This is a genomic window from Bacillus sp. FJAT-18017, assembly GCF_001278805.1.
GTDB lineage: Bacteria > Bacillota > Bacilli > Bacillales > Cytobacillaceae > Bacillus_D.
In genome coordinates this window covers 2,867,728-2,893,295 of record NZ_CP012602.1, presented here as the reverse complement: position 1 = coordinate 2,893,295, position 25,568 = coordinate 2,867,728, and the positions used below count along the sequence as shown (strand labels likewise).

The following is a 25,568-nucleotide window of genomic DNA, read 5'->3' as shown; positions in this document are numbered from 1 at the left end:
ACTTTAGGAGGACGGAATGTTAAAAAATGAAGAAGATATCATACGAATTATTCGGGAAGACGAGTGGATGATGGAAATACTAAAGGCTGCTCAATCATTAGATTTATCAGATTGGTGGGTATGTGCAGGCTTTGTGCGTTCGAAAATATGGGATACATTGCACGGATTCACAAAGAGGACCGCTACAGCTGATGTCGATGTGATTTACTTTGACCCAAAAAATACCGATGAACAAACCGAAAAAAAGTTGGAACAAAAATTGCTCGAAATTTCGCCTGAAATACCCTGGTCCGTGAAGAATCAGGCGAGAATGCATGTGGTAAATAATATTTCACCTTACATATCGTCTGTGGATGCAATATCAAAATTTCCGGAGACCGCCACTGCAATTGGGGTAAAATTAGATAGAAATGATAAAATAATGCTAACTGCTCCTCATGGAATAGAAGACGTTATAAAATTAATAGTAAAGCCTACTCCTTATTTTGCAGAGTCTTCTGAAAGGATAGCCATTTTTGAGCAAAGAATTAAAAAAAAGGATTGGAAATCCAGATGGGGACAAGTAATCGTAAACCATGTTAACCTCTATTAAAAATGAAGGTCTAGTATGGAGTACAGGCACATATTAGTAAAGGATTTTGTCATAAAGATTTAATGACTGATCTATGAAGAATATCACTAATAAAAAGGATGATATACAATGAGCAATTCACTGAAAAATAAGGCAGTCTCTTTTTTGCAACTAGTTGCAACAGGGGAAGTGCGAGAAGGATATCGTAGGTACGTTAGTCCCGATTTTCGTCATCATAATCCCTATTTCCGCGGGGATGCCAAATCACTTATACTTGCAATGGAAGAGAACGCCGGAGAAAATCCAAATAAAACCCTTCAAGTAAAACATGTCGTCGAAGAAGGGGACCTTGTTATGATTCATTCCCACATAAAGCAAAAGCAAGATGATCCAGGGGCAGCTGTGGTCCACATCTTTCGCTTCCATGATGACTTTATCGTCGAAATGTGGGATGTTGGTCAGCCAATACCGGAGAATTCCCCTAATGAAAATGGTGCGTTCTGAGGAATGATAGTATTTATGTAAACTGATGCGTAAAGCTCCCCATTTTAACGGGTTCCGTTATAAGTGGGGGAGTTAGCTGTTGCTACACTTAGTATTGGTGACTGGACGAAAGTTATTTAGTGCAATATTCTTGGTTAATAACCAAATAAAATGACTAAAACTAACTAGATAGGTAACTCAACCTAGAATAATAATGAGGTGATTCTATGAGTAAAGCTAAGGGAAAAGGTGGAACAGGGAGAGGAACAGACAAGAAGGGTTGGAATCGTTGGCAATCTAGTGCAAACAAAAAGAAGAGCGCAAAACCTTATATAAGTAAAGGTACCAAAAAAACAGAGGTTGAAAATGATCCTACGGGCAATAGTTAAAGGTCCTATCAGAATTATAGCGGATGCTAAATAAACAATTATTTAAGAACCTAACGTGTTCGAGTCCAAAGTAAAGAGCCTCATATATGGCACTGAATGTAGTAAATAAAAAAGAAGATGAACACTACTTTTTGTAGAGATTCATCTTCTTTTTCGTTTAAAGGGGCATTTGTCCCCTTGAGCGTGTAATATCTTAAATCTTAATATCAATCTTCGCATTTTTCTTTAACACTTCAACATGCTGAGCGAGTTTTTCCTGCTGTTTTTGCTGTTGAAGAGATTGTTCGATTTGCGGTTTTACTTCTTCAAGCTTTGGAACTTCTTGACCAGTACTCTTTCCTTGTTCCGCATATTGATCATACGTTTTTTGAATTTCTTCATTTGTTATTTCACCAGCCGGCACTTCTTGCTCAACGTACTGTTTAATTTTAATATCGTCAGCTATTTGAGTTTTAAGTGTTTTCATATCCATGCCGGATTTTTTAAGAGCGGCTTCGAATTCTTTTTCTGTTTTAAATTGTTTTTTAACTTCGTCCAGCTGCTTATTAATATCTGCCTCTGAAACTTTGTAGCCTTTTTTATCTACGTCCTGAAGAAGAAGAGTTTGTCCGACTAAGCTGTTAATTGTTTGGTTTTTGACTTGGTCTGCAGCCTCTTTAGAAGTCGGATCTTGTCCCATTTGCTGCATTTGTGATTGTGTATATGCTAAAGCACTATTATAGTCGCTTCCTAAAATTTCTTTATCATTCACTATGGCAACAATTTTCTTTTCATCTACTTGCTGTGCTTCTAGTTTCTTTTGCATTTCTTCCATTTGCTTTTGCTGTTCCTTCTGCTGAGCGGTTTCCGCTGTTTTTGCCTTTTCACCATTTTTAGCTTCTTTACTTTCTTCATTTCCTCCGCATGCTGCTAAAATAATGGCCATTAGACCGGTTATTAATGTAAACATCATTTTTTTCATATATCCATTTCCTTCCTAAGCTAGAAGTATAATTTTCCTCTAAAAAAAATCATCTAGTGCGCATTATAAAGATAAACTTACTAAAAAGAAACAGTTTGCGCTATTTTATAATATTTATAACATGATTGAAACATTTTTAATGATAATGGAAGCTAGTAATCCGATAACGAAAAATCAATTTAAAAAAAGGCAGCGAAATAGCTTCTCGCACAAGAAGACCATCAACCTATAAGAATTTGATGGTCTACTAATCGTACCCTTTTTAATTATCTAGCTAGCCAACAAGTTAAACTATTTATAATAGGCTTCGTTTGGCAACGGGTGTGGCGGGTTTGCTTCTTTGTTCCTCATAGCATTGAATCGCCGTATAGAGCAGCATGCAGTGTTCAAAATTGTTTGTTTGCAAGCCGGTTATTTCGCATATTTTTTCCAACCTGTAGATAATTGTATTTCGGTGGATATACAAATTCCTTGAGGCCTCGCTAAGATTCATATTGTATTTACAAAAGCCCAGGAAGGTGGAGGCTAATATATCATAATTATCCTGAGTAGTTAATGGCTTCAGAAAACCAAGCAGTTTATTTCTGTAGTCATCGTTTAATTCCTTAGGAAGCATCCTGATCAGTGTTTCCCGCTCATTAAATAAATGGACAGCCGAATCATGATTGAACTGAGTCCCAATAGTCATAGCATGAATCGCATTCTGGTAGGACTGGGCAATTCCGCCTAACCCCGTATGAACATCTCCGGCAGAAATGCAGGCCGTAGCCTGGTATTTCGTTTCAAGAAACCTATTGATTTTCACCAGTTTTTCTTCAAGGCCCTCCAACAGAGCCGGATACGAACCAGGGAAGGGAAGTGATTTAATGATAATAAACCTTTCGAGACTCAAAAAAGAAATAATATCATCTTTTTGTTCGTGAAATATAATCTGAAGGAAGTTTAATACTTCCTGTTGGAAAAATTGAAGCGGGAAGCTGGCATAATAATCATCGGATTTTTTTCTGAACGTCATTTCTTCGGACAGGTTCCTTATATCAATTAGCAGGCAAACCCTATTTAATTCCATGTTGAACTCGAGTAATTTGGCGGATTGGACAAGCTGCTCGGTTACTTCACCTCTTGCCTCCCTAAAATGGATGAGCTGATGGACAAACATCTCAACCATTTTCCCTTTAAGCTCAATCATCTCATTCCGAAACGCTTCCTGGCACATCATTTCAACCTGGTTCTTTACAAGCTGGACATATTTTTCGACTTCCCGTGGTTCACCGACAATGCCTAGTACACCGATAATCTTATGATTAAATTTTAACGGAGCTGAAACTCCGGGAAGGATTTGTTTTTCTATTTCATTTTTACATTCAATCAGTTCATTCCTTTTGATTACTTCAAGTGATGGCTGATGGAAAATACCGATTCGGCTCTTATCGGTAGAACCAATGATAATGCCGTGATTATCGGTAATACTGATTGGGAATTCCAAAATCGCACTCGTTTTCTCAACAATATCCTGAGCAATATGCTCCAATATTTTCACATCATATCCCCCTCTTCAAAAAAACTCTTAAAGTTATTTTAAACTATATATAGATAAGTTGTAATACTATTCAGAAAATAAAAGGATTCTAACAGAGTTATAGAGAAATAGAATGGAGCCTACTCCAAAGGGAAAGTTCCTTTTGGTGAAAAGAAACAAAAACGGGGTGCTGCCGTTTTTATTTTTTGGTTGGATTATACATACTATTCAGAATATTTATACCATATAATTGATTCATTATAAACAAGCTGATAATAAAGGAGGGACTAGAATGGATAAACCTGAAGTCAGGGTAAGCGAAATACTAAGTGAAGCCCACACACTTCCTTCATGGCTGTATACTAGCCCGGAGGTTCTGGAAGTCGAGAAAAAAGCTATTTTTAGCAAGACGTGGCAGTATGTTGCGCATAGCAGCCAGCTTCAAAAGCCGGGCGATTTTATCACAACGGAAATTGCGGGCCGGCCGATTATCGTGAACCGGGGATCTGATGGCGAGTTGCGCGCCTTTTATAATGTTTGTTCCCACCGGGCAGCAAAACTAGTAGAAGGGGAAGGGAATAAATCGGTTTTCACCTGTCCTTATCATGCGTGGACATATCGAAACGACGGGTCTCTTCTTAGAGCGCCTAATATGGCAGGCTGTGATCATTTTCATCATGATGATATGAACTTGAAAACAATCAAAACTGAAGTCATCCATTTCTTTGTTTTTGTTAACCTGGACCCGGATGCTCCTTCAATGGCAAGCCAATATCCGGATTTATTCAATCACCTGTCCCAATTCGATCTTGGCAAGTTAAAGCGCACCCGGGTAAAGGAAACGATTTGCCGTTCGAATTGGAAGGTAGGAATCGATAACTACCTAGAATGTGATCATTGTTCGCTCGTCCATAAAACACTTGTTTCTAAACTGGACATGAAACAGTACGAAATGGAAATGCATGATCTCTATTCCTACCAAACCACACCGCTTAAAGGAAAAACGATGGACTTTGGAATGGGGGAGGGCGGCAGATATTATTGGCTCTACCCTAATACATGGTTCTCATTTGATCCAGGCCCTGCAAACTTATCAATCCATCAATCTATTCCTGTTGATCATAAAACAACCAGGTATGTGTACACGACTTTCTTTATGAATGACGAAATGACAGCGGAAGAGGAAGAATTAATAAAGATGGATGACCTTGTTAGGAAAGAAGATTTGGATATTTGCGAGATTGTCCAAAAGGGCCTGGAAACAGGTGCATATTCACAAGGACGGTTCTCATTAACTGAGAATCTCGTACACCATTTCCATTTAATTTTACAAAAGGATTTGGAAAACCTTCTCCCACTGCCGGCTAAAAATGCATCAGCAGCATATTAAGCGGCTGAAGCATTCTTTTCAACATAATTTGTAAGCGTTTCCAACAGAACTGATTCAATTTGAAAGGATTGGTGAAAAGATGGCAAATAGTCAGGGAAACCAGCCCGAATTAAAACGGGCAATGAAAAGCCGGCATCTATTTATGATGTCTTTGGGAGGAATTATCGGAACGGGTCTGTTTTTAGGTTCCGGTTACGCGATTGGGGAAGCGGGGCCTTTAGGGGCCATTCTTGCGTATTTGGTCGGCGGCCTTTTAATGTATTTGGCGATGGTCTGCCTCGGAGAATTATCAGTATTAATGCCGGTGTCAGGATCATTCCAGGCTCATGCAACGAAATTTATTGGGCCAGCAACAGGCTTTGTTATCGGCTGGGTTTATTGGCTGAGCTGGGCCATGTATGTCGGTCTTGAGTTTGTTGCCGCGGCGGTTTTGATGCAGAGATGGTTTCCGGATGTTCCTACCTGGATTTGGAGTGCGATTTTCGTCATCTTGCTGTTCGGTATTAATGCATTGACAACAAAGGCCTTTGCGGAAACTGAATACTGGTTTGCCGGCATTAAAGTATTAGCAGTCATTTTATTTATCATTATTGGTCTTTCAGCAGTATTCGGACTCATTAGCCTTGAAAGTGAACCAACACCATATTTAAGCAACTTTATCGGTGACGGATTATTCCCGGCTGGCATGGTTGGTGTATTTATCTCTATGATGTCGGTCATTTACGCCTTTCAAGGTGCCGAAATCATGGGAGTTGCTGCAGGCGAAACCGAGGAGCCCGAAAAGAATATTCCAAGAGCCATTCGGACCATTGTTATCAGGATTCTTTTATTCTACATTCTGGCGATTTTTGTCTTGTCAGCTCTTGTTCCATTTAAGGAAGCTGGCGTCCTGGAAAGCCCGTTTGTAACTGTATTTGATATGGTAGGCATACCATATGCCGCAGACATAATGAATTTTGTTATTTTAACAGCAATTCTTTCAGTCGGTAACACTGGGTTATTCGCCTGTACGAGGATTTTGTATTCACTAGCTGATACAGGCATGGCGCCAAAAATGTTTGGGAAATTAAACAAACGCGGCGTTCCTATCTATTCCTTAGTGGTGACACTTGGTTTCGCTTTGCTTTCCCTGCTCACAAGCGTAGTAGCGGCGGATACGCTGTTTGTAGTTCTATTAGCAGTGAGCGGCATAGGCGGGACACTGACTTGGTTGGTAATTGCCGTTGCGCAGATGGGATTCCGCAAGCAATTTATAAAAAATGGCGGTAAAGTGGAAGACCTGAAATTCAAGGTGCCTTTATATCCATTTGTTCCAATTCTTTGCATAGTCATGTGCCTGTTCATATTTGGCTTTATGGCATTTGACGCAACACAGAGAACCTCACTCTATTGGGGCTTCGGATTCATAGCTGCTGTTTATCTATATTACTACTTCATGTTTAAACGAAAAAATGTAGGGCTGCCTATAGAAACTGCCAGGGTTGAAACTGAAAAAATTTAATTCTTGGAGGTAATACATGAACGATATCAATACCTATGATGTCATTGTTGTCGGGGGAGGGTTTTCCGGAGTTACTGCTGCAAGGGAACTAAAGTCATTAGGATATAAGGTGCTAATACTTGAAGGCCGGGATCGCCTGGGAGGCAGGACGTGGCTGGACAACCGCCTCGGAACGGAGCTTGAAATGGGCGGAACATATGTCCATTGGCATCAGCCGTTCGTATGGACTGAAATCCTTCGCTATGGTCTGGAACTGGCAACAGGGCCGAAGCCGGAAAAAATGCACTATATAATAGATGGAAAAACTCATGTCGTCCCACATGCCGAATTTAAAAGCAAACTTAGAAATACTGTTGAAAGACTGATGCGAGAAAGCAACAAATGCATGCCTCTTCCATTCAACCCATTGGCTTCAGACAGCTTCCGAGAGATGGATGGAATGACGGCTGAACAGTTTATGAAAAATTCCAGCCTTACACAAGAAGAATATGAGATTTTGCACGGATGGATTGCATCCGATTTCTGCGGTGCTCCCGAAGAAGGGGCTGCCACGCAAATTTTCCGATGGTGGGCTTTCTCGCAAGGCAACTGGGACACCCATAGCGCAATGGTTTCCAGCTACCGTTTGAAAAAAGGGACAAAAGAGCTTATTGAAGCAATCGCGAGGGATGCAGAGGCTGATATCCAGCTGTCTGCCAGGGTTGTAAAAATTGAACAGGATGAAGGACGTGTGACAGTATATACAGATGACTGTCTTAGCTTTACTGCCAATACCGCTATTGTAACTGTTCCATTGACGACATTGCAGGACATTGAATTTAATCCGAGTCTTTCTGTAGAAAAGCAGGCCTCTTCAAGAGAAGGCCAAACCTCAAAAGGTGTGAAGGTTTGGGCACGGATTAAGGGCGAGCTGGAAGCTTTTGATGCACTCGCTCCAGGATGGTATCCATTAAATTCCGTCCATTTGGATCGGTACGTTGATGGCGACAGCATTGTCGTCGGATTCGGACCTGATGCATCGATCTTAAATCCTAACGACAGGGCTGCTGTGGAAAAAGCACTGCGGCATTGGCTTCCGGACATTGAGGTTATTGAAAGCACAGGTCATGACTGGGTAAATGACGGGTTTTCAAAAGAAACATGGCCAATGTTAAAACCAAATCAATTAACAACCTATCATCAACAATGGAATACACCTGAACAAGCAGTCTTTCTTGCAGGCACAACCTACGCCAATGGCTGGGCAGGCTTTATTGATGGAGCAATCGAATCCGGAATCACAACCGGAAGAAAAGTTCATCAGTATCTAAGTGATAGCCGGGCATCTGTGCAGAAGCTTCAGGTTCAAACAGTGAAATAATACATTTTGACAATTATATCTTGAAGCAACAGTCCAATTCGCTAAAAATTGGACTGTTTTTTATTATTGCTTAGAAAATACGAAGTGGAACCTAGCAAATAGAGTTTCGTGGATTAATCTCAGTGTGAAAGGTGGAGATTATTCCAGCAAATAGTGCTTAGTGTAAAAATCTCGATCTTGTGAAAGAAGATTAATCTACTAAATGTGGTTTGCTGCAATTTTTTCTCGTAGGAATTATTGCAGCCAGGGTTTACCGTTTTATTTAGATTCTTTTGTGGTTGTTCGCTTGTTATTAATTCTCGGTGAACCTTAATAAATTATAGACGCAGCAATATATATACCTTCTATAATAAAAAAAGAAAGTTAAAAAATTTATTAGATAAATTGAAACAAATCGATAAGGCAATCGACTTGTATATAAAGGAGGGATGAGAGTGGGGGGGCAGCTGGATATTGAGGATCTATATGAGTACTACCATAAAGACGTCTATCAATTTTGCTTATACTTTACCAATTCCGTTCAGGATGCGGAGGATTTAACTCAGGACACTTTTATGAAGGCTATGAAGAATTTAAAAACTCTGAAGAACCATGATCGAGCTAAATACTGGCTGTTAGCAATCGCAAGGCATAGTGCCATTGACCATATTCGGAAAAGAAAATTAAAAAGCCTTTTACCAGAATTAATTGAACGCCTGAAAATGTCTTCTTCGATGGAAAACTCGTTAGATGAACATGTCCTAAAGATGGAGAAATGGGAAGAAGTCCAACAAGCCCTTTTAAAGATAAAACCAGACTATCGGACGGTTCTTATTTTACGAGGATTGCAGGAGCTTACAATAAAAGAAACCTCAGAAGTACTGCAGCAAACGGAATTAAAGGTGCGTGTCGATTTTCATAGGGCAGTCAAGGAATTAAAGAAACACATGGGAGTTACAGAAAGGATGGTGCTAGCAAATGGACAAGAACGAAGAGCTGACTCTCGAAGCTAAACAATTGCTCAAACCAATTACATACCGGCCTTCGCTTGAACCTCGGAAAGCTTTTGTAAATGAATTGCATTATAAGCTGCTTAATACGAAAAGGAAAAAAAGACTGCATGTTAAACCAATTGCTGCTTTTTGTCTAACTACTTTACTGCTTATTGTTGTCCTGTTGTCTTATAGTAATAAGTCTGATCTGGATTTAGCAGCAGTACCAGAAAAGCCATTTCTTATTGAATCGGTATCCAGCCTTAAGCAAGTGCAAACACTTGAGTATGGAAGTGAGCAGGGGCAGGCAGGTTTATATTTTATGGGAACAGATGAAACGCTGCCGGTCACTGTAACAAGTTTTGATATTGAAGACGGCACCTTTTATCTTCTGGATGAAGCGAGGAGGCAGGTGCTGGTTGTGGGTAACAACGGAAGCAAAAAGTCATTCCCGCTTAAAGGCGAAAGCAATACAACTGGAACCCTCACAGATATCCTTGTAACACCAGATAATCAGATTTATATTTTAAATACAGCTAGCCCCGTTGTTGTCTATCAATATACGGAAGAAGGCAATTTAGTCGAAACCTTTGACTTGAGTAAACATCAGTTGTTTTTTCCAAATGAACTAGGCTTTTTCGAAAATATAGGTGTTGTGGTAAGCCAAAATCAGGAACAAGTATTAAGTTTAAAAACAGGCGAGATGTTGGAAGAAAACGCTCTTCCGTATCAATTTGCAACCACTCACCAAAAGCAGGCCGTTTTAACAATAAATGATGGCGAAATTCCTACAAAATTAGATATTCACTATGATGAAGGAAAGGGTCCAAGTTCTATAGAATCGGTTAGGGATGAGCAAATCGTATTTACTAAAACAGAGGTACCTCGGGTATTCTCTCCTATTACAGAAACACATGTCTATTCATTAGATAAACAAGGGGAAACCATAGGGGGAATTCGAATACCAACTGAAAATTTCATTGAGATACCTCAAACGATAGAATCTTACATCAAAGCCGATAAAAATAAGCTGTATTTACTGTCACCTGAGAAGGAGCATATAGCGATCTATGAATTAACACTTGGAAAAAGCTATGAAAGTTATTTACAAGAACAAGTCGCCAAAGCAGAAGTAGGCTTTGATTATAAAACATTTGGAAAGCCCTTCCCGGAACTTGAGGCAGAAATCAAAAAGTTATTTGCGGACGGGAAAATTTTTTCACAATATGGGGATGAAACTAGTGTTAATGGAGCAGCCATTGATAATGAAGGAACCGTAATCCTGGATTTTAAGGAGTTTTTCTCCGGTAGCCCTTCTAGCTACCAGGCACAGGAAATTTCAAATGCACTTAATCAGGCTATATTTGTAAAGTTTCCCGAAGTAAAGCAAGTATATCTCCAATTTGACGGGAGCTTTAGTGCATGGTGTGTTTGGATGCAAACAACAGAGGAGCCCTGGAAACGGCCGTAAATCATGAAAATGAAAAGCTACTGTATCCCTTAACGCTTATACACAAAAACATAAAGGAGATTATAAAATATTGGAGATAAGAAAATATAGGCAAGAAGATGAAGTAGGATGGGTTCGCTGCAGAACACTTTCTTTTTTAGATACAGCTTATTACGATAATGTTTTAAAGGAAAAAGAGAAATATGAAAACCCAGCCATTGAGCTTGTGGCAGTCATTGAAAATAACATTGTCGGTTTGCTGGATATAGAATACGAGATTCAAGAGGGGAAAGTTTGTACGAGAGGAAAGGGAGTTGGCGGTATGATTTGGCATATTGCCGTCCATCCTGACTTTCGCAGGAGGGGAATCGGTAAAAAACTTCTCTTTAGAGCGGAAGAAATATCTAAGGAAGCTGGGTTAAATTATCTTGAGGCCTGGACAAGAGATGATGAATGGGTAAACAGGTGGTATGACACTAATGACTTTGACAAGCAGGAGTCATATCTTCAAGTATTTATAGATGGCGCGGAATTAAAGGGAGTTATTAAAAGTAATATTCCTAAATTGTATCCTGTTCTTACCTTTGCACATTATGTTGGTGAGGATGGAGATGAGATTAAGAAGAAGTACAAACGAACACACGAATGTTTTTGTTACGAGAAAAGGTTAATTTAGAAAGAATAAAATGGTACGTCTAGCTCTCAATAAGATATCTCATAATTTTCAAAGCTTGGAGCCGTATCGGTCCCCAAGCTTTTTTGCACTAATGTACATTTCAAAACAATTGCTAATTTCTTGGCGAAATTAATAGTGAGAACCATTTTGCTCTTTATTTTCGAAACCGTTTTTTGTGAAATTTTTTTGTTTATTGCAAAAATTTAAGCGCTTTTTTAATAGCTAAAAGCGTAGATGCTAAATCATTATAGTGATTGGTTGTATTAGTGGATAAATTGGTTATTTGAAATTGTCTGTTAATAAGGGTCACCACAAACAGAGGCAATCCTTCATCGTTGCTAAATGTTAGTTTAATTCGACTTTCCTGGAATTGTTCCAAGGTTTTCAACATTATTTCTGTGTGTTCCAAAGACATTGATATTTTGACACCTTCCAGGATATTTAAAAAATTGCATTCAAATAACGCTATTATTTCAGGAATCCAATTTCTATTCTTGAAGATAGGAATGAGGTAATAGATTTTTGCAATCCTATCCACCGTTGAAGTTCAATATGTATTGTCGGTAGTATGTATTTATTTTTTCATCTTGATATGTATTCATGCAATAGGGTAAACTTCCCTGAATAGATCAAAGTCAATGCTGTAACATACTTATTATACTTGCTTAAAATTACCTTACTCGAGGAATCCAAATTTCTAAGTTGCTTGATAGGAAGTTTCTTTTTTTCTAAAAAAGAAGTTTTCAAATTATTATTAGTATTAATTATCTCCGCCAATCTTTTCGCATTCTGAAGTATTTCTGGTTTATCCGGACTTGAGTTAGTTAAATCGGAAAAAGTAATATTATAGTCTTTAATCAATACCGTAAAAGCTGATATTTCTTTTTGTAATTCACTAATCGTTTGCTGGGGCATTTCTACTGAATTATTATTAACTTTGTTCATAAAATCTCCACTGAAAAAGTAACTGTATTTTTTTAAAGGGATAGACTAAAAGCAACTATTTATAAGACTATCACATTGGTTCAGTGTTGTTTTATACAGTTTGTTTTCATTTTGATTATGTTTATTGCAAAATATTTCAAAGCTTAGCAACATACAACATAGCTTGGTGAGGTGCGTATGCATTCCTAATTATTTCAAACCCCCGAAATTAGAATTTAGAAAAAAGAGCCATCAGTGCTCAAACAGGATCCCCACGGCATGAAAAAGAAAGATTAAAATTGCTTTGCACCAAGCGCCATGCTGTTATCCACTTATATTACGATGTATATCAAATTACATTTCCCTTAACTCTTCCTTCATTAAAAATTCTATCCACCTTCTTAAAGTTTGGCCCGTTAGGTACTATTTATTAATCAAGAAGTCCAATCAGGCTAAAACAAAAGGCCTCGGTAAGCGGCTTTTTTGTAAAACAATGGATTAAACATGGTATATTGTTCCTGCTTTTTAAATTAATTGTTTAATTGCGTGAGTAAAGGGAATCTATCCCGAGGAAAGGAGGACACATAAATAATAAGTAAATTACAGTTAAGATGGAGGATTATATGAAATTTGTTAAAAGTTTGATTTGCCTTGGTATTTTTGCTTTATGTTTCGGTGCACCATCCAAAAAAGTAGAAGCATCACAGTTATCTTTTGGTTCGACAGGAGAGCAGGTTATACATACTCAGACACTATTAAGAGAGATGGGTTATTTTAATACACAACCTACAGGCTATTATGGCCCGATCACAGAAAATGCGGTAAAAAGATTTCAACAGGATCTTAACATTGAACCGCTGGGCATCATAGGTCCACAAACAACAAAGAAACTTAAGGAAATTGAATTGATGGCACGTGTCGTCCACGGTGAGGCTCGCGGAGAAAGCTATGAAGGGCAGGTTGCGGTGGCAGCTGTCATCCTGAACCGATTGCAATCAAAAGAGTTCCCCCAAACCGTGTCAGGTGTAATTTTCGAAAGGAATGCCTTCACTGCAGTTAATGATGGCCAGTACTATTATATTCCAGATTCATCAGCATACCAGGCTGCAAGGGATGCATTACTAGGTTGGGATCCGAGCGGCGGTGCTTTGTATTACTATAACCCACGGCTTGCAACTGATAAATGGATTTTCTCCCGTCAGGTAATAAAGCAAATCGGGAACCATAAATTTGCGATTTAACATATCAGAGAAAAGGCTGCCAGGGCAGCCTTTTTTCACATTTTTCCATGTTTATGCCTGAATAAGAGGGGTATCTCTACTTGATATAAGCAGTTAAAGACCAAAAGAGAAAAAACTTTTTTATATTGGCCCTATTAGGACCAAAATTCAACTTTTGTTTAGGGGGAGAAAATAAATGGCAAAAAGCAAAGCTAAGATAGGCGACCGCATTTCCTTTCAAAGAAAAGACCTGTCAATTGAAGGGGAAGTAGAAATCGTAAGAGACAATAGTGTGATTGTTAAAGTCTCTGATGAGGCTAAACAAATATTTGATTATGAAACACCGAGAACAGTGGTCAAGCATTCTAATTATGTGATCCTGGAACCGTCCCTTACTGTATAAGGAGGAGGCGGTTAGTGGAGAAGACAAGCGAATATATGCTTGGTTTGTACTCCAAACAAGAGATATAACAGGGTAGATTTAAAAAAATTAGAGGCTGTCCCAAGAGTATACTTTGGGACAGCCTCTTATTAGTCCAAGAGATAAATTAAGAAACCAGTTTTAGTCCAATTGCTGACCCTAAAACCATAGATATGAAGACAATTCTCTTCCAATCCTTCGATTCTCCATAAAATAACATTCCAACTAAGGCACCGCCGACAACACCAATTCCAGTCCAAATTGCATAGCCTGTTCCCATAGGAATAAAACGCAATGAATAACTGAGTAGTGCAAGACTTAAGCCAAATCCTAAAATAAGTAAAACGACGGTTTGCCAATTTCGTTTCACAGACAACTGGTTAATCATTGCAACACCAAATGTCTCCAATAAGCCTGCTAAAATTAGTGTAAACCAAGCCATCAAGATTCAACCCCTTTCTCTTGTCGTTCATCAGTGACTAGTTTCAAACCAATTACCCCGGCTAACAGTATGGCTATTAGAACAATTTTTCCCCAATTAAATGGTTCTCCAAAGAAAAGTATTTCTGAAATAACAGTACCTGCTGTTCCTAATCCCACAAAAATGGCGTAGACCGTTCCAGCAGGAAGTACCTGTGCCGCTGTAATCATTAAATAGTTGCTGACGATAATAGCGATAACCGTCCCAGTCCAAGTCCAAAAATCATAAGCATGAGTCAAGCCTATTACCCAAAAAACTTCTAAAAAGGCTGCAATAAATACTTTAATCCAGTTTTTATTCATTTAGATGACACCTCCGACTATTTATTATTCCAAAAGCAAAGAAGCCTGAGAAAAAACTGTAAAAACAGTTTCTCCCAGGCTTTTATCCTTCCGTGACACAGCAAGCTGTGAGTTTTCTCTCGGACCAGACCAACAGTAAGCTGCGGAACCCTAGAAAACATTTTTAATATACAATTATTTTTAATTATACACATATTACATATGAAATCAAGGGAGGGTGACAAGGCGTGAAAGACAAAACTTAAAACCATTTGCAAAAGCAAATTTTTTATTGTTTCTCTTTAATCATTCCCTTTTAAAATTTAAGGATTAATCGTATATTACAGCTTTTCCTTGTTCACGTAAATTTTTTAAAGATGTAAGCATATGATTTATTTCATCATCGGAATGTCTTTCCCATGAACTTAATTCTGCTACTATTTTCAAAGGATATTTAGACCTATAAGAACGAGTTGGGTTACCAGGAAATCTTTTGTCAGTTAAGTTCGGATCATTTTCAAAATCACCTAATGGTTCTACAATATAAATTCGTTCTTTTGATTTAGATTTTGCTAATTCGGCACCCCATTTAGCAGCATCTAATGTTGCAGTAAAGTAAATATAGTTAGATTTTTTATCTTGATAATTGGATAAGTGTTGCGGTTCTAATAAATCTCCAACTTTTAATTCGGCTTTAGTACCATGAAAAAAAGGACCTTTATCTAAGACGTCTTTCTTGTCATTCATACTGTTACACCTCTTATATTTTTAGATTTGAATAACAGTATAGTACGGGAAATACAAAAAGAGCAGTCTATAATTTGTTTATAAATAGTTGTATAATATAAGTAGAAGAATGATATCAAACGATTAATTACTTTTATTTACCGTTTGATTAGCATCACCATTTTTTATTGTTCCCGATATTTGGACTGGCATATGGTTTTATATTTAAAAAAGTGATATTAAGCAATAGGGCGCGTTAATCCAAGAAGGATTAACCGCCTTTTTTGTTGAATTCCTTATTTAGCTAAAAGAGCAAGTCAGTGAAAAAGAAATATCTATCTTGGTAGCGGAATGCAGAAAAGATAAGAAATAGGGTTAAACAATAGAAATTTTTGAAGGATGGATTTAAGCAATGGATATAAGAAAACCAAATGATTTGGAACTCAAAGAGATTTTGACTCTCTCCCCACAAGCTATATTTGATGGAACATTAGGTATGATTAAACCATCAAAAGAAAAAGTTGAACAACTCATTAAGCCACTCCTAATAAAAGGATGTTACTATCTAATAGCAACAGAAAATGATGTTTTAATGGGATGGATTCTCTTGGGAAAAAGTAAAGACCAATTAACCGATAAGATAAATGGATTTATTTATGAGCTATTTGTTTTAAAAGGCTTTAGAGGACAGGGTATTTCGAAAAAATTAATAAAGTCAGGAATTGACAATTTAAAACAAGATGGTATTTCTGAAGTTCGACTAAGTGCATTTGTAGGTAATCACGCAATTAAAATGTATGAAAAATTAGGATTTAATACAAAGACAGTTACAATGAGTATGACAATAGTTTAGGCTATAACTGGCTCAGATAGCATCATGTTTCCTGAACGTCATATTCTTGTGAATTTATCTGTTTTATATAATGTCCAAGTTTGTACTCTTTATTAATTCAGTAAAAGTTTTTCCTAAAATAAACTCCTTATGTTCTTGCGGAATGTCTAAAGAATCAACCCAGCTCCTTTTATCCGAGTAATCGTACTCATTAAACCTTTTCATTCCATATGGTCCATCGCAGCCATATAAAACTTTTCGATATCCAAGTGTCTGAACTGCATTTCTTACGATAGTGGGGGTAAGGTAATCACTTGATGTGTCCACAAAAACATTGGGTTTTTTCTTAGCATAATGCCACAGGCTTTTCCAAAAGGGAAGTCCTGCATGAGCATAAATAACCTTGAGATTGGGATATTTGTCAGGTAAGTATTTGTAGGAGTCTCGTTCTGAAGATAGATGAATAATCATTGGAATGTCTCTGTTTTGGCATAAGGCTCCAATGGAATCGAGTTCTTTAATACTATACTTATGCATGAATGGATGGGCTTTTACTCCAATAAAACCAGGTAGGTTAAGGTATGTCTCCAACGTCTTCACAGATTCTGGAACATTTGGGTTAACGGCAGCCCAGCCTAGAAAACGATCAGGATACCGTTCTATCGCATTTGCTACAAGACCGTTATTTGGTTCGGTATAAATCTTGAAGCTACCGTTTACTTTAAAATACCCATCTATAACTAGTCCATCATAAATTTTAAGGCCTATTTTGGGGAAATTCATGATCAACAAGCGGAATAAGCGGTGTAAGTAATCCAGGTATGTATTTTTTTTTTCATACATGGTTTCATTAAAAGGTGGCATTAATACCGTTTTCTTAACGTTGTTTTTATCCATCTCTTCAATCATTTTTTCTATCTCTAACATCGTTTCATCAACATGGAAATGGCAATCAATAATCATATGTAATCTCAGTCATCCTTTCTTATTAATATTTAAATTAGAATTGTTAAAGATTATCACTTCCTACTCAAGTAACCACAAATCGGATTTCCTCTCCAAAACGGAAACCCTTAACTAAATGTGTCAGCCGTTCTCTCCGTAAAAACTAGAGCCTTGTCTTCTAAAGTTCAACTCTCCATGGCAATAACCAAACCCGGCTGCCAATCCGCTTTGAAACAGTAAAATAATGCAGCAACGCCTGCAGGACGGCCCCGAAGTTCAGTCCAATGATGACACCATCCATACTCATTGATGGCATTGAGCCTAGCACAAACAATACTCCAAAGGCGAAAACGTGTGACCAAACTGAATGCAGGAAAGCGTCCTTTACAAGACCAATCCCAATCAAATATGCCTGCAGCGGAGTTATGAAGAAATGGAAAAGGAAATATGGCCACAACAATTTTAAATAGAACGGGGCAACCGATGATGCAAAGAATAGCGACGTCAATTTTTCCGCGAACATATGCATGAAAAAGATAGAGACAGTCCCGTAGAGCATCGTAACCCACATTGATTGATGCAAAAGCGCATGCAGTTTTTTTCCATCAAGTCGGGCATAAGCATCTGATACATTCGGGATCAAGGTTACCATTAGTGAATGGGCGATGAAAGCAGGGAAGAAGCCGATGCTCATTGACACACCCATTAACACTCCGAAATGTTCAGTAGCGGAAACCTCCGTAAAGCCCGATCGGATTAGTGCTGCCTGAATCAAAAAAGGCTGCACTGCATTGGTCAACGCATGAAAGACGCGGAGTCCGACAGTTGGGACCGATACCGACAAAAGCTTCTTTCGGGCTTCAGTTTCTGTTAGTTCCTGATTTGAAAAGTTCCTCAACCCGCGGATATGGATAAGAAAAAGGCTAAATAAATAAAGAAGAACGAGGAACTCACTGCCAATCAACGTTCCTATCGCCAGCAGCAGGGAAGTCTCCTGATCATAATCAAATAGTTGAAATACGAGTAAAAGCAATAGCAATTGGGCCGTTTTTCTTAAAATATTTGAGATTGCAATTTTGCCCATTTCCTGTATGCCCATAAAGTAACCGCGGGCGATTGATGAAAAGGCCGCAATTGGGATGAATGCAAACAAAAGCCATTGAATATGGTTAGGGAATCTGCTGAATGCTGACGGTACCGCGGAGGCGATGGCAATAAGCACCACCATGACAAGTGTAGCCTGTAGTCCAAGTTTCAGCGCATGCCTGAGTAAGCTCAAATGCGTATCCCGCTTATTCTCGGCAATATATTTTGATATCGAAACCGGCATTTCAAGGGTCGCCAGTATCATCAGGAAAAAGATGATTGGCATGAGTGACATGAACACCCCCATGCCTTCCTCCTTCAGCTCCCGCGCCAGCTGCATATTTACGAAAAACTCCACACACTCTCCAAGAAAAGCAGCACATACAAGTATGACCGTGCCCCTAAAAAACGAACTCAAGCTGCTCACCTCCATATCAATAAACATATGAGACAAGCAGCCGATATAGTAGTAGTCTATGAAATTCGTAAATTATTTAGCAGAAGGGAAGCTCACAAGAAACTCTGTGCCCTTGCCCAGCTTGCTGCGAATATTAATGGTTCCTTTCATTTCGCGGAGAATGCTAAACGAGACCATCAATCCAAGGCCGGTACCTTTTTTGCCTTTCGTAGAATAATAGGGCTCCCCAAGACGGTTTATCTGTTCCTCGGACATGCCTATTCCCGTATCAGATATCCTGATAAAAACTTCTCCAATTGTACGCTCCGTATGGATAGTTAAATTACCCCCAATAGGCATCGCTTCAATACAATTCTTCATGATATTGAGAAAGCACTGCCGAAACTTGCTTTTATCTCCAAAGACCACTAAACCATCGCCATAAACCGTCTTAACTTCAACGGAATTCATGTTTGCAAGAGGCTGAAGGGATTGCAAGATCTGGTTGAGTTCGTTCCCTACTTCGAATTGTTCGTTCCTTTCAAGCGATGGCTGGGCGAACGTTAGATAATCTTTAATGACCTTCTCTGCTATCTCGAGTTCTGTTAGGGCAATTTTGATGTAACCCCTGGTCGTTTCCTTCATTTCTTTATCCTCGGCTGCCAGCTGTAGGAACCCTTGGACAGCGGTCAAAGGGTTCCGGACCTCATGCGAAATTGCAGCGCTCATATGGCTGGCCAATTCAATTTTCTGAGCTTTAACCATTTGCTCACGATAGAAATCATTCCTTCTTAATTCTTCTATAAAAAAGGCCAGAATTCCAACACCAAATAACTGGGTTATGGACATTTCAATTAAGATTTTCATCCCTGAATAAGTAGAACTTATGACAATTAATCCGAAGAAAAAGAATAGATTCATTGCCAAAGATGTGAGTAGAATGGCCATCATTCGCTTTTTATACGCCAGTTTTTGGAACCATGGATAGGCGTAATGCAAAAAGATTCCCGCTATTAAGTAAAGGGGCAAAACCGTCAATAAACCTAGATCGACTCCATAAAATAGGGCTCTTAAAACAAGGGATAGTACTGAGAAAAGTAAACCATAACCATAATAAAAACCGGCAATAATAATTGGAATTTGACGCAAATCAATAACGAATTCACCCTGTGGATTCCCAAATGCAAGGCAAACAAGCAGGGAAATGAAAAGGCCCAGCAATCCCAGAGTTTGTTTGATGGATTTTGTTGTAAATCGTTCTGAACAAATATTAAACATGAAAATAACTAACATCACAAGAGTGAGGTTGAAAAAAAGGTCTTTAACTAATTCCACCGTCCAGCACCATCCAATAGTTATCTTTATTCATAGTTTAAGTCTTTCTCGAAAATCCGACAATCACTCTTTATGATAAGTTTTTGTAGTATTTTTGCGTCACTAATAGTAGATACCGGTAAGCAGACAAAACAACAGGGCCTCTTACAATAGAAAAAATTATAACTAGTTTTTTTGGAGGCGCAACTTCCTGCAGATTACAAATGACATGTCGAGCCCATTTAATACTTATTTCGACGTACTTTGTAACGTGACAGCTGTCATCACCCAATCTATTTATAAAATACAAAAAACGGTTACGGGTATTAAAGCGAATAACTCCCTATTTTTAAACTCATCCTAACTTTAAAAAGGTGGTGCTGCAAAATGAGTGTTATTCCATTAGAGGCAACCGATGTGGGGACAATTAGTGCGCTGGTCTTTTATTTTACCGTCTATTCCTTTTTCGGCTGGATATTAGAAAACACCTATAGCCGTTTTACCGGAGGAGAATTTTTCAAACCGAATTTATTCAAAGGGCCATTTAAACCAATGTACGGATTCGCACCAGTCCTATTACTTCTTTTAATTGACGAACTGACTGCGTGGCCTGTCATTATTCTGCTCAGCCTAATTATCCCGACAATGATTGAGTATGTGAGCGGGATCATCCTTGAAAAATTGTTCAATCGCCGCTATTGGGATTATTCCAATGTTCCCCTGCAGCTTCATGGACATATTTGTCTCCCGTTTTCACTTTGCTGGGTTGCTTTGTCCATCGCCGGACTCAAGTGGTTGCACCCCATTATTGCATCATTATATGAGACTATTTCACCTTTCTGGAATATGGTTTACCCGGGGGTTATTCTTCTGTTTTTTACCGAACTGGCGCTAGCGTTTAGAAGAAGGGATTCTGTTATTTTAGGACCTGTTAATGAATGATGAATTATTTTTTCAAAAAGCGGTAACAATACATAGATAACAATTACATGTAAGGAGGTAGTTAATTGGAAACTTCGTTGCAAGTAGGGGACCAGGCACCTGATTTTTCCCTTTCCGCCACAACAGCAGAAAAGGTATCTTTATCGGACTACCAGGGGAGGAAGAATGTGGTTGTCGCTTTTTATGGCATGGATTTCACACCGGGCTGACTGAAAGAACTGACCTCTTGGAAAGAGGAATACAAACGTTTTGAAGAACTTGATGCAGAAGTGCTTGCGATTAGCGTCGACCACATCCATTCTCATCGTGTGTTTGAAGCAAGTCTTGGAACACTGCCATATCCACTGTTATCCGACTGGTTTAAAGCGACTACAAAGGATTACAATGTTTTTAATGACCATGGCCAGGTTGCTAAGCGATCAGTATTTGTTGTTGATAAACAGGGAGCAATTACCTATACGAATACATCATTTAATGCAGACAAGAAAGAGGACTATGAAGCTGTATTCGAAGAACTCGGTAAGTGCCAGTAAAAAAACATTCCATTCAAAAACCACTTAAGGTAACTGCCATAGTAAACAATCACACTAATTAGCAGTCCAATTTCGCAATCGAATTTGGATTGTTTTTTATGTGGCAAAGGGTAGGCAGAAACTCGTAACAATGAGTAAAATTAACTTCTAGCAAAAAAATATGGATATTTATGTTAAAATCATCTTAATTTAGGGTGCTATTTATTTTGTGATGTGGCAGGGGCTGTGGTTTGACCGACAAAATTTTTTTGGACCGATAAATTTCTGTTTAGACCGATAAAATTTTTCCTGGACCGATAAATTTTTTATTAGACCGATACAACCAGAAAATTGTTCTACTTAAAGAACAAACGGAATGCCAAATGTGTGATTTGGTAGTGGGCCGTGAAATGGAACAGAGAATTTCAAGAAAAAATAGGTGAATTACCACGTTGGGAGTACCTCAATAAAAGATTTGAGTGCAAAGTCAATTATTGATATCCCCATATTCAAAGATTTTGACTGCATCCCCTCTAGAGGTATTAGGCTACTCGTATAAAGGAACAAACATATTGCCTGATAGACATTATTTTAGTAAGGGTGAACCAAGGACCCATTGAACGTGGCAATTATAAGTATTCAGAAGAGAAAACGCTTTTGTTAAATCAATTTTAAAAAAAGATTTAAATGAGGTTTTATTCTTAAGCTACCTGAAGCTAGAGTTATTTAGATAAAAGTAATAAACTCTCATTTAGAGAGATTCCTCCCTGTGCCGTTTGCTGGATTATTTCTGTCACAACTTTTTTAAGAAAAATTGAAGGAGACTTATATGATTATTAGAGAAATAAGAAAAGAAGATAATGCAAGTGTAAAAGAAATTATACAAAATTCATTAAAATCACTTGGGTTAGCGATTCCCGGTTCAGCTTATTATGATCCTCAACTTAACGACCTTCACAACTATTATAATAATCTAAAACACGCAAATTATTGGGTAGTAGAAATGGAAGGTGAAGTTGTTGGTGGAATTGGTATAGCACCGTTCAACGAACACGAAAATGTATGCGAATTGCAAAAGCTATACCTTAGTCCCAAAGCTCAAGGATTAGGGCTTTCCAACAAACTAATGGAAACAGCTTTGTCATTTGCCTCCAACCATTATGAAAAGTGCTATTTAGAAACAATGCATGAATTAAAAACTGCATGTATATTATATGAAAAATATGGATTCAAATTTTTACAAGAACCACTGCCAGGATCTGAACACTCCGCAATGGATGCGTGGTATTTAAAAGAGTTGAATTGATTGATTAAATTCAAATGTTATTAAATCTAATCTGCCTTATTAAAAGTAGGAATTTCTCGTTTTGAGAAATTCCCTACTGTTCACTGATATTATACTTTTTCATCAGTTCTCTTGCTTTTTCTATTCCTTCCTCTGTTAGGTAAACTGATTTTGATCTTTTACCATCACAAATAAACTCGCTCTCTGACAATTCATTAAGGGACTCAAAAGGATAACCTTTCCAACTCCTTTAGCTACACCTCAATTGTGTGCAGGGCAAAGCCCAACAATATGGGGGAGACGAATGCCGGTTGGCGTTAGGCAAAGTTTTCCTTTCTGTGGTATAATTAGAACAAATGTTCCGATTCAGAAGGGGTGTTTGTGTGATCAAAAAAGCGTATAAATTTCGAATCTATCCGAATCAAATACAGGAAGTACTGATAAAAAAGACAATTGGGTGCGCCCGGTTCGTCTTTAATCTCTTCCTTGAAAAATGGACTACTTCCTATAAGGAAGAGGGTAAAGGTCTGTCCTACAACAAGTGTTCCTCCCAGCTTCCTGCCCTGAAAAAGGAATACCCCTGGTTAACAGAAGTGGACAGTACGGCCGTGCAAACATCCCTCAGGCATCTTTCCGATTCGTTCGAAAGGTTTTTTAAAAAACAGACAAAAGCCCCGCGGTTTAAATCAAAGAAAAACATAGTCCAATCCTATACCTCCAAGCACACAAACGGGAATATCGCTATAGTGGGCAATAAGCTGAAACTGCCAAAGCTTGGGCTTGTCACATTTGCCAAAAGCAGGGAAATTGAAGGCAGAATATTAAACGCCACGATCCGCCGCAGCCCCTCGGGTAAGTACTTTATTTCAATCCTGGCTGAACAGGAAGTCCGGCCTAAGGTAAAAACGGGTTCAGTGGTTGGAGTCGATTTGGGATTAAAGGATTTTGCCATACTCTCCGATGGCACCTCATACAAAAATCCGAAATTCTTCCGGACCAAGGAAAAGAAATTAATGAAAGCACAACGCATCCTATCCCGAAGGCGGGAACAGGCTATAAAGAACAAGAAACCTTTGAATGAAGCGAAGAACTACCAAAAACAGAAACGGGAAGTCGCGAGGCTACATGAACAAATCGTGAATGCGAGGACAGACTACCTACAGAAAATCTCTACCGAAATCATCAAAAACCACGATGTCGTCGGTATTGAGGATTTGCAGGTAACCAATCTTCTGAAAAACCCCCATCTTGCCAAATCCATCAGTGAAGTATCCTGGTCTCAATTCCGGACCATGCTGGAGTATAAGGCAAAATGGTATGGAAAGAAAATTGTGGCGGTTTCAAAGACCTTTGCCTCTAGCCAACTCTGCTCGAATTGCGGCCACAAACACAAAGACGTTAAGAATCTCAACCTTCGCAAGTGGGTGTGTCCGGGATGTGGCATGGAACATGACAGGGATATTAACGCAGGAAGAAATCTCCGGAACGAAGCCGTTCGTCTCCTAACTGTCGGGACGACAGGGATAGCCTAATCAACTAGAAACTGATAGGTTTCTTTACTTAGGAATCCCCTTCCTCAATCAGCGGCAGCTGATAGGTGGGGGTAGTTCAAATAAACATATTTACAAAAATAGCGGTAATAAAGCTTGCCATGGTTCCAGCGACAATCGCTTTAAAACTCATAGATGCAATAAGTTTTTTCTTTGATGGCGCTAAAGAGCCAAGACCTACGATTAATTGTCCGATAGAAGATAGGTTCGCAAAATTACATAAAGCGACTGATAAGATTGCTACAGTTTGTGGTGTTAGTTCATCTTGAATTTTGAGCAGATCCTGGAATGCAATAAGCTCATTGGCTGCAAGCTTTGTTCCAATAATGGATGCGGCACGAAAAGCATCTTCAAACGGAACGCCGACAAGTAAAGCAAAGGGAAAGAATACATAACCAAAAATCGTAGCTATATCTGTTCCGATGATGCTAAGAATACCGTCTACAAGTGCCAATATACTGATAAACGCAATCAGCAAACCACCAATATTGGCCGCAAGCTTGACTCCACTAACAGCCCCTTCGGAAATGGCTTCAAAAATATTGGTGTGTCCTGCTTTTTCCATTTTGATATCTTCACTCGTTTCAGATTCTTCTGTCTCTGGTTCCATAATTTTGGACATGACAATAGCGACAAATGGTACGGAGAAAACCGAAATAAGTAAATATCTAATATCAATGCCCATTGAAGCATATGATAAAAGAATTGCCCCACTTGCGGATGCAGTGCCTCCAACCATAACAGTGAACAATTCCGAACGTGTCAGTTTTGCGAGATAAGGTTTAATGAGCAAGGGAGATTCTACTACGCCTAGCATCGTATTGGCAACTGTATTGAACGATTCAACACGGGTGGTACCAAACACTTTGCCAACAACCCAGCCGAGACCGCGTACAATAACTGGAATGATTCGTAAATAATACAGAGCTGAGACCAATGCGGAGATAAATATGATAACCGATAAAACCTGAATCGCAAATACAAATCCTACATTCGTTCCTTCTGTAAAAAAACCGCCAAATAAGAATTCAATACCTGCTTGGCTATAGTTCAGTACATGCTGTACGCCTTGAGCAGCATTTGTAAGAATCCATCGGCCAAAGGAAACATTAAGCATAAAGTAAACGAAAATAGCTTCTAACACGACACCTACTATAATCGTACGCCACTTGATGGCTTTTCTATTTTTACTAAGAAGCCATGCCAAAAACAATAACCCCATAAGGGAGAATAAACCAAATATAATGTCCATCATTAACCTCCTTAAAATAGCTTCATTGTCGACCTTATTATTGTCAGAAGTCCGACCTCTTTTTGAAAATAAAAAAGGTGCATTCTCTTAATCTATAAAGAAAGAAGAGAATGCACCAGGCTACATTTG

Annotated in this window: 26 protein-coding genes, 2 pseudogenes and 1 riboswitch; of the genes and pseudogenes, 17 read left to right on the top strand and 11 right to left on the bottom strand. The window is 38.6% G+C overall.

All coding sequences use genetic code 11. The features are described from left to right. Positions 1-16 precede the first annotated feature (16 nt). The 3 genes from AM500_RS13560 (at position 17) to AM500_RS25045 (ending at position 1,443) form a co-directional block, all read left to right on the top strand. Entirely contained in the window at positions 17-592 is a 576-nt protein-coding gene (locus tag AM500_RS13560; protein WP_053599694.1) for a nucleotidyltransferase family protein, read from the top strand. 108 nt (positions 593-700) lie between these two features. Then, positions 701-1,075, top strand: a complete 375-nt coding sequence (locus tag AM500_RS13555) for a nuclear transport factor 2 family protein (RefSeq protein WP_053599693.1) — start codon at positions 701-703, stop codon at positions 1,073-1,075. 206 nt (positions 1,076-1,281) lie between these two features. Continuing rightward, positions 1,282-1,443, top strand: coding sequence for a DUF3934 domain-containing protein (locus AM500_RS25045; protein ID WP_082347231.1), 162 nt, complete (start codon positions 1,282-1,284; stop codon positions 1,441-1,443). Between the two features lie 193 nt (positions 1,444-1,636). On the opposite strand, the gene AM500_RS13550 is transcribed toward AM500_RS25045, so the two are convergent. After that, positions 1,637-2,404: a SurA N-terminal domain-containing protein gene (locus tag AM500_RS13550; protein ID WP_053599692.1), complete on the bottom strand. Its 768-nt coding sequence runs from the start codon at positions 2,402-2,404 to the stop codon at positions 1,637-1,639. Between the two features lie 295 nt (positions 2,405-2,699). Beyond that, positions 2,700-3,944: a CdaR family transcriptional regulator gene (locus tag AM500_RS13545; protein WP_053599691.1), complete on the bottom strand. Its 1,245-nt coding sequence runs from the start codon at positions 3,942-3,944 to the stop codon at positions 2,700-2,702. 271 nt (positions 3,945-4,215) lie between these two features. Here AM500_RS13545 and AM500_RS13540 point away from each other — a divergent pair, with 271 nt between their 5' ends. From AM500_RS13540 to AM500_RS13515, 6 genes are all read left to right on the top strand, one after another. Beyond that, entirely contained in the window at positions 4,216-5,313 is a 1,098-nt protein-coding gene (locus AM500_RS13540; protein ID WP_053599690.1) for an aromatic ring-hydroxylating oxygenase subunit alpha, read from the top strand. 79 nt (positions 5,314-5,392) lie between these two features. Next, positions 5,393-6,814, top strand: coding sequence for an amino acid permease (locus AM500_RS13535; RefSeq protein ID WP_053599689.1), 1,422 nt, complete (start codon positions 5,393-5,395; stop codon positions 6,812-6,814). Between the two features lie 16 nt (positions 6,815-6,830). Next, positions 6,831-8,174, top strand: a complete 1,344-nt coding sequence (locus AM500_RS13530) for a flavin monoamine oxidase family protein (RefSeq protein WP_053599688.1) — start codon at positions 6,831-6,833, stop codon at positions 8,172-8,174. Positions 8,175-8,608: 434 nt separating this feature from the next. Continuing rightward, positions 8,609-9,166: an RNA polymerase sigma factor gene (locus AM500_RS13525; RefSeq protein WP_053599687.1), complete on the top strand. Its 558-nt coding sequence runs from the start codon at positions 8,609-8,611 to the stop codon at positions 9,164-9,166. Further along, positions 9,132-10,616 (top strand): hypothetical protein, encoded by a 1,485-nt coding sequence (locus AM500_RS13520; RefSeq protein ID WP_053599686.1) that lies wholly within the window; start codon positions 9,132-9,134, stop codon positions 10,614-10,616. The genes AM500_RS13525 and AM500_RS13520 overlap by 35 nt, the downstream gene beginning before the upstream one ends. Positions 10,617-10,686: 70 nt before the next feature. Next, positions 10,687-11,271 (top strand): GNAT family N-acetyltransferase, encoded by a 585-nt coding sequence (locus tag AM500_RS13515; RefSeq protein ID WP_231688000.1) that lies wholly within the window; start codon positions 10,687-10,689, stop codon positions 11,269-11,271. A 582-nt stretch (positions 11,272-11,853) separates the two neighbouring features. On the opposite strand, the gene AM500_RS13505 is transcribed toward AM500_RS13515, so the two are convergent. Further along, entirely contained in the window at positions 11,854-12,216 is a 363-nt protein-coding gene (locus tag AM500_RS13505) for a hypothetical protein (protein WP_053599683.1), read from the bottom strand. Positions 12,217-12,818: 602 nt separating this feature from the next. Here AM500_RS13505 and AM500_RS13500 point away from each other — a divergent pair. Continuing rightward, positions 12,819-13,436 (top strand): cell wall hydrolase, encoded by a 618-nt coding sequence (locus AM500_RS13500; RefSeq protein WP_053601725.1) that lies wholly within the window; start codon positions 12,819-12,821, stop codon positions 13,434-13,436. Between the two features lie 175 nt (positions 13,437-13,611). Beyond that, positions 13,612-13,818, top strand: a complete 207-nt coding sequence (locus tag AM500_RS13495; protein ID WP_043933258.1) for a DUF2187 family protein — start codon at positions 13,612-13,614, stop codon at positions 13,816-13,818. 145 nt (positions 13,819-13,963) lie between these two features. Here AM500_RS13495 and AM500_RS13490 read toward each other — a convergent pair whose 3' ends face one another. The 3 genes from AM500_RS13490 to arr all read right to left on the bottom strand — a co-directional run bounded on the left by AM500_RS13490 (position 13,964) and on the right by arr (position 15,345). Continuing rightward, entirely contained in the window at positions 13,964-14,278 is a 315-nt protein-coding gene (locus AM500_RS13490) for a DMT family transporter (protein WP_043933259.1), read from the bottom strand. Further along, positions 14,278-14,619, bottom strand: a complete 342-nt coding sequence (locus AM500_RS13485) for a DMT family transporter (RefSeq protein ID WP_053599682.1) — start codon at positions 14,617-14,619, stop codon at positions 14,278-14,280. The genes AM500_RS13490 and AM500_RS13485 overlap by 1 nt, the downstream gene beginning before the upstream one ends. A 69-nt stretch (positions 14,620-14,688) precedes the next feature. Further along, positions 14,689-14,784, bottom strand: a riboswitch (guanidine-I (ykkC/yxkD leader). 144 nt (positions 14,785-14,928) lie between these two features. Further along, complete coding sequence (gene arr, locus AM500_RS13480) at positions 14,929-15,345, bottom strand: NAD(+)--rifampin ADP-ribosyltransferase (protein ID WP_053599681.1); 417 nt, start codon at positions 15,343-15,345, stop codon at positions 14,929-14,931. A gap of 391 nt (positions 15,346-15,736) precedes the next feature. Between arr and AM500_RS13475 the strand changes: the two genes are divergently transcribed. Beyond that, positions 15,737-16,177, top strand: coding sequence for a GNAT family N-acetyltransferase (locus AM500_RS13475; protein WP_053599680.1), 441 nt, complete (start codon positions 15,737-15,739; stop codon positions 16,175-16,177). 63 nt (positions 16,178-16,240) lie between these two features. On the opposite strand, the gene AM500_RS13470 is transcribed toward AM500_RS13475, so the two are convergent. From AM500_RS13470 to AM500_RS13460, 3 genes are all read right to left on the bottom strand, one after another. Beyond that, entirely contained in the window at positions 16,241-17,119 is an 879-nt protein-coding gene (locus AM500_RS13470) for an amidohydrolase family protein (protein WP_053599679.1), read from the bottom strand. Positions 17,120-17,279: 160 nt separating this feature from the next. Then, positions 17,280-18,605, bottom strand: a complete 1,326-nt coding sequence (locus tag AM500_RS13465) for an oligosaccharide flippase family protein (RefSeq protein WP_053599678.1) — start codon at positions 18,603-18,605, stop codon at positions 17,280-17,282. A 72-nt stretch (positions 18,606-18,677) separates the two neighbouring features. Beyond that, a complete protein-coding gene (locus AM500_RS13460; protein ID WP_053599677.1) occupies positions 18,678-19,919 on the bottom strand; it encodes a sensor histidine kinase in 1,242 nt (413 codons plus the stop codon). A 366-nt stretch (positions 19,920-20,285) separates the two neighbouring features. Between AM500_RS13460 and AM500_RS13455 the strand changes: the two genes are divergently transcribed. From AM500_RS13455 to AM500_RS13440, 4 genes and pseudogenes are all read left to right on the top strand, one after another. After that, positions 20,286-20,840 carry a putative ABC transporter permease gene (locus AM500_RS13455; protein WP_053599676.1) on the top strand — a complete coding sequence of 185 codons (555 nt, stop codon included), beginning with the start codon at positions 20,286-20,288 and terminating at the stop codon, positions 20,838-20,840. Positions 20,841-20,905: 65 nt separating this feature from the next. Then, complete coding sequence (locus tag AM500_RS26125; protein WP_331457320.1) at positions 20,906-21,373, top strand: redoxin domain-containing protein; 468 nt, start codon at positions 20,906-20,908, stop codon at positions 21,371-21,373. Positions 21,374-21,797: 424 nt separating this feature from the next. Continuing rightward, a pseudogene (locus tag AM500_RS25040) lies at positions 21,798-21,969 on the top strand (GrpB family protein); the annotation flags it as partial. Between the two features lie 212 nt (positions 21,970-22,181). Next, positions 22,182-22,658: a GNAT family N-acetyltransferase gene (locus tag AM500_RS13440; protein ID WP_053599674.1), complete on the top strand. Its 477-nt coding sequence runs from the start codon at positions 22,182-22,184 to the stop codon at positions 22,656-22,658. Between the two features lie 73 nt (positions 22,659-22,731). Here the strand turns inward: AM500_RS13440 and AM500_RS26120 are convergent. Next, a pseudogene (locus tag AM500_RS26120) lies at positions 22,732-22,875 on the bottom strand (DUF6429 family protein); the annotation flags it as partial. A gap of 118 nt (positions 22,876-22,993) precedes the next feature. Here AM500_RS26120 and tnpB point away from each other — a divergent pair. Next, positions 22,994-24,169 carry an IS200/IS605 family element RNA-guided endonuclease TnpB gene (tnpB, locus tag AM500_RS13435; RefSeq protein ID WP_053599673.1) on the top strand — a complete coding sequence of 392 codons (1,176 nt, stop codon included), beginning with the start codon at positions 22,994-22,996 and terminating at the stop codon, positions 24,167-24,169. Positions 24,170-24,245: 76 nt separating this feature from the next. Here the strand turns inward: tnpB and AM500_RS13430 are convergent, their stop codons facing one another. Beyond that, a complete protein-coding gene (locus AM500_RS13430; RefSeq protein WP_231687998.1) occupies positions 24,246-25,442 on the bottom strand; it encodes a NupC/NupG family nucleoside CNT transporter in 1,197 nt (398 codons plus the stop codon). Between the last annotated feature and the right edge of the window lie 126 nt (positions 25,443-25,568).

What these genes read in the sequence shown, in the direction of transcription:
- AM500_RS13560 (WP_053599694.1), top strand. Translation starts at nt 17, where the DNA reads ATGTTAAAAAATGAAGAAGATATCATACGAATTATTCGGGAAGACGAG.
- AM500_RS13555 (WP_053599693.1), top strand. Translation starts at nt 701, where the DNA reads ATGAGCAATTCACTGAAAAATAAGGCAGTCTCTTTTTTGCAACTAGTT.
- AM500_RS25045 (WP_082347231.1), top strand. Translation starts at nt 1,282, where the DNA reads ATGAGTAAAGCTAAGGGAAAAGGTGGAACAGGGAGAGGAACAGACAAG.
- AM500_RS13550 (WP_053599692.1), bottom strand. Translation starts at nt 2,404, where the DNA reads ATGAAAAAAATGATGTTTACATTAATAACCGGTCTAATGGCCATTATT.
- AM500_RS13540 (WP_053599690.1), top strand. Translation starts at nt 4,216, where the DNA reads ATGGATAAACCTGAAGTCAGGGTAAGCGAAATACTAAGTGAAGCCCAC.
- AM500_RS13535 (WP_053599689.1), top strand. Translation starts at nt 5,393, where the DNA reads ATGGCAAATAGTCAGGGAAACCAGCCCGAATTAAAACGGGCAATGAAA.
- AM500_RS13530 (WP_053599688.1), top strand. Translation starts at nt 6,831, where the DNA reads ATGAACGATATCAATACCTATGATGTCATTGTTGTCGGGGGAGGGTTT.
- AM500_RS13520 (WP_053599686.1), top strand. Translation starts at nt 9,132, where the DNA reads ATGGACAAGAACGAAGAGCTGACTCTCGAAGCTAAACAATTGCTCAAA.
- AM500_RS13505 (WP_053599683.1), bottom strand. Translation starts at nt 12,216, where the DNA reads ATGAACAAAGTTAATAATAATTCAGTAGAAATGCCCCAGCAAACGATT.
- AM500_RS13500 (WP_053601725.1), top strand. Translation starts at nt 12,819, where the DNA reads ATGAAATTTGTTAAAAGTTTGATTTGCCTTGGTATTTTTGCTTTATGT.
- AM500_RS13495 (WP_043933258.1), top strand. Translation starts at nt 13,612, where the DNA reads ATGGCAAAAAGCAAAGCTAAGATAGGCGACCGCATTTCCTTTCAAAGA.
- AM500_RS13490 (WP_043933259.1), bottom strand. Translation starts at nt 14,278, where the DNA reads ATGGCTTGGTTTACACTAATTTTAGCAGGCTTATTGGAGACATTTGGT.
- AM500_RS13485 (WP_053599682.1), bottom strand. Translation starts at nt 14,619, where the DNA reads ATGAATAAAAACTGGATTAAAGTATTTATTGCAGCCTTTTTAGAAGTT.
- arr (WP_053599681.1), bottom strand. Translation starts at nt 15,345, where the DNA reads ATGAATGACAAGAAAGACGTCTTAGATAAAGGTCCTTTTTTTCATGGT.
- AM500_RS13475 (WP_053599680.1), top strand. Translation starts at nt 15,737, where the DNA reads ATGGATATAAGAAAACCAAATGATTTGGAACTCAAAGAGATTTTGACT.
- AM500_RS13470 (WP_053599679.1), bottom strand. Translation starts at nt 17,119, where the DNA reads ATGATTATTGATTGCCATTTCCATGTTGATGAAACGATGTTAGAGATA.
- AM500_RS13455 (WP_053599676.1), top strand. Translation starts at nt 20,286, where the DNA reads ATGAGTGTTATTCCATTAGAGGCAACCGATGTGGGGACAATTAGTGCG.
- AM500_RS13440 (WP_053599674.1), top strand. Translation starts at nt 22,182, where the DNA reads ATGATTATTAGAGAAATAAGAAAAGAAGATAATGCAAGTGTAAAAGAA.
- tnpB (WP_053599673.1), top strand. Translation starts at nt 22,994, where the DNA reads ATGTTCCGATTCAGAAGGGGTGTTTGTGTGATCAAAAAAGCGTATAAA.
- AM500_RS13430 (WP_231687998.1), bottom strand. Translation starts at nt 25,442, where the DNA reads ATGATGGACATTATATTTGGTTTATTCTCCCTTATGGGGTTATTGTTT.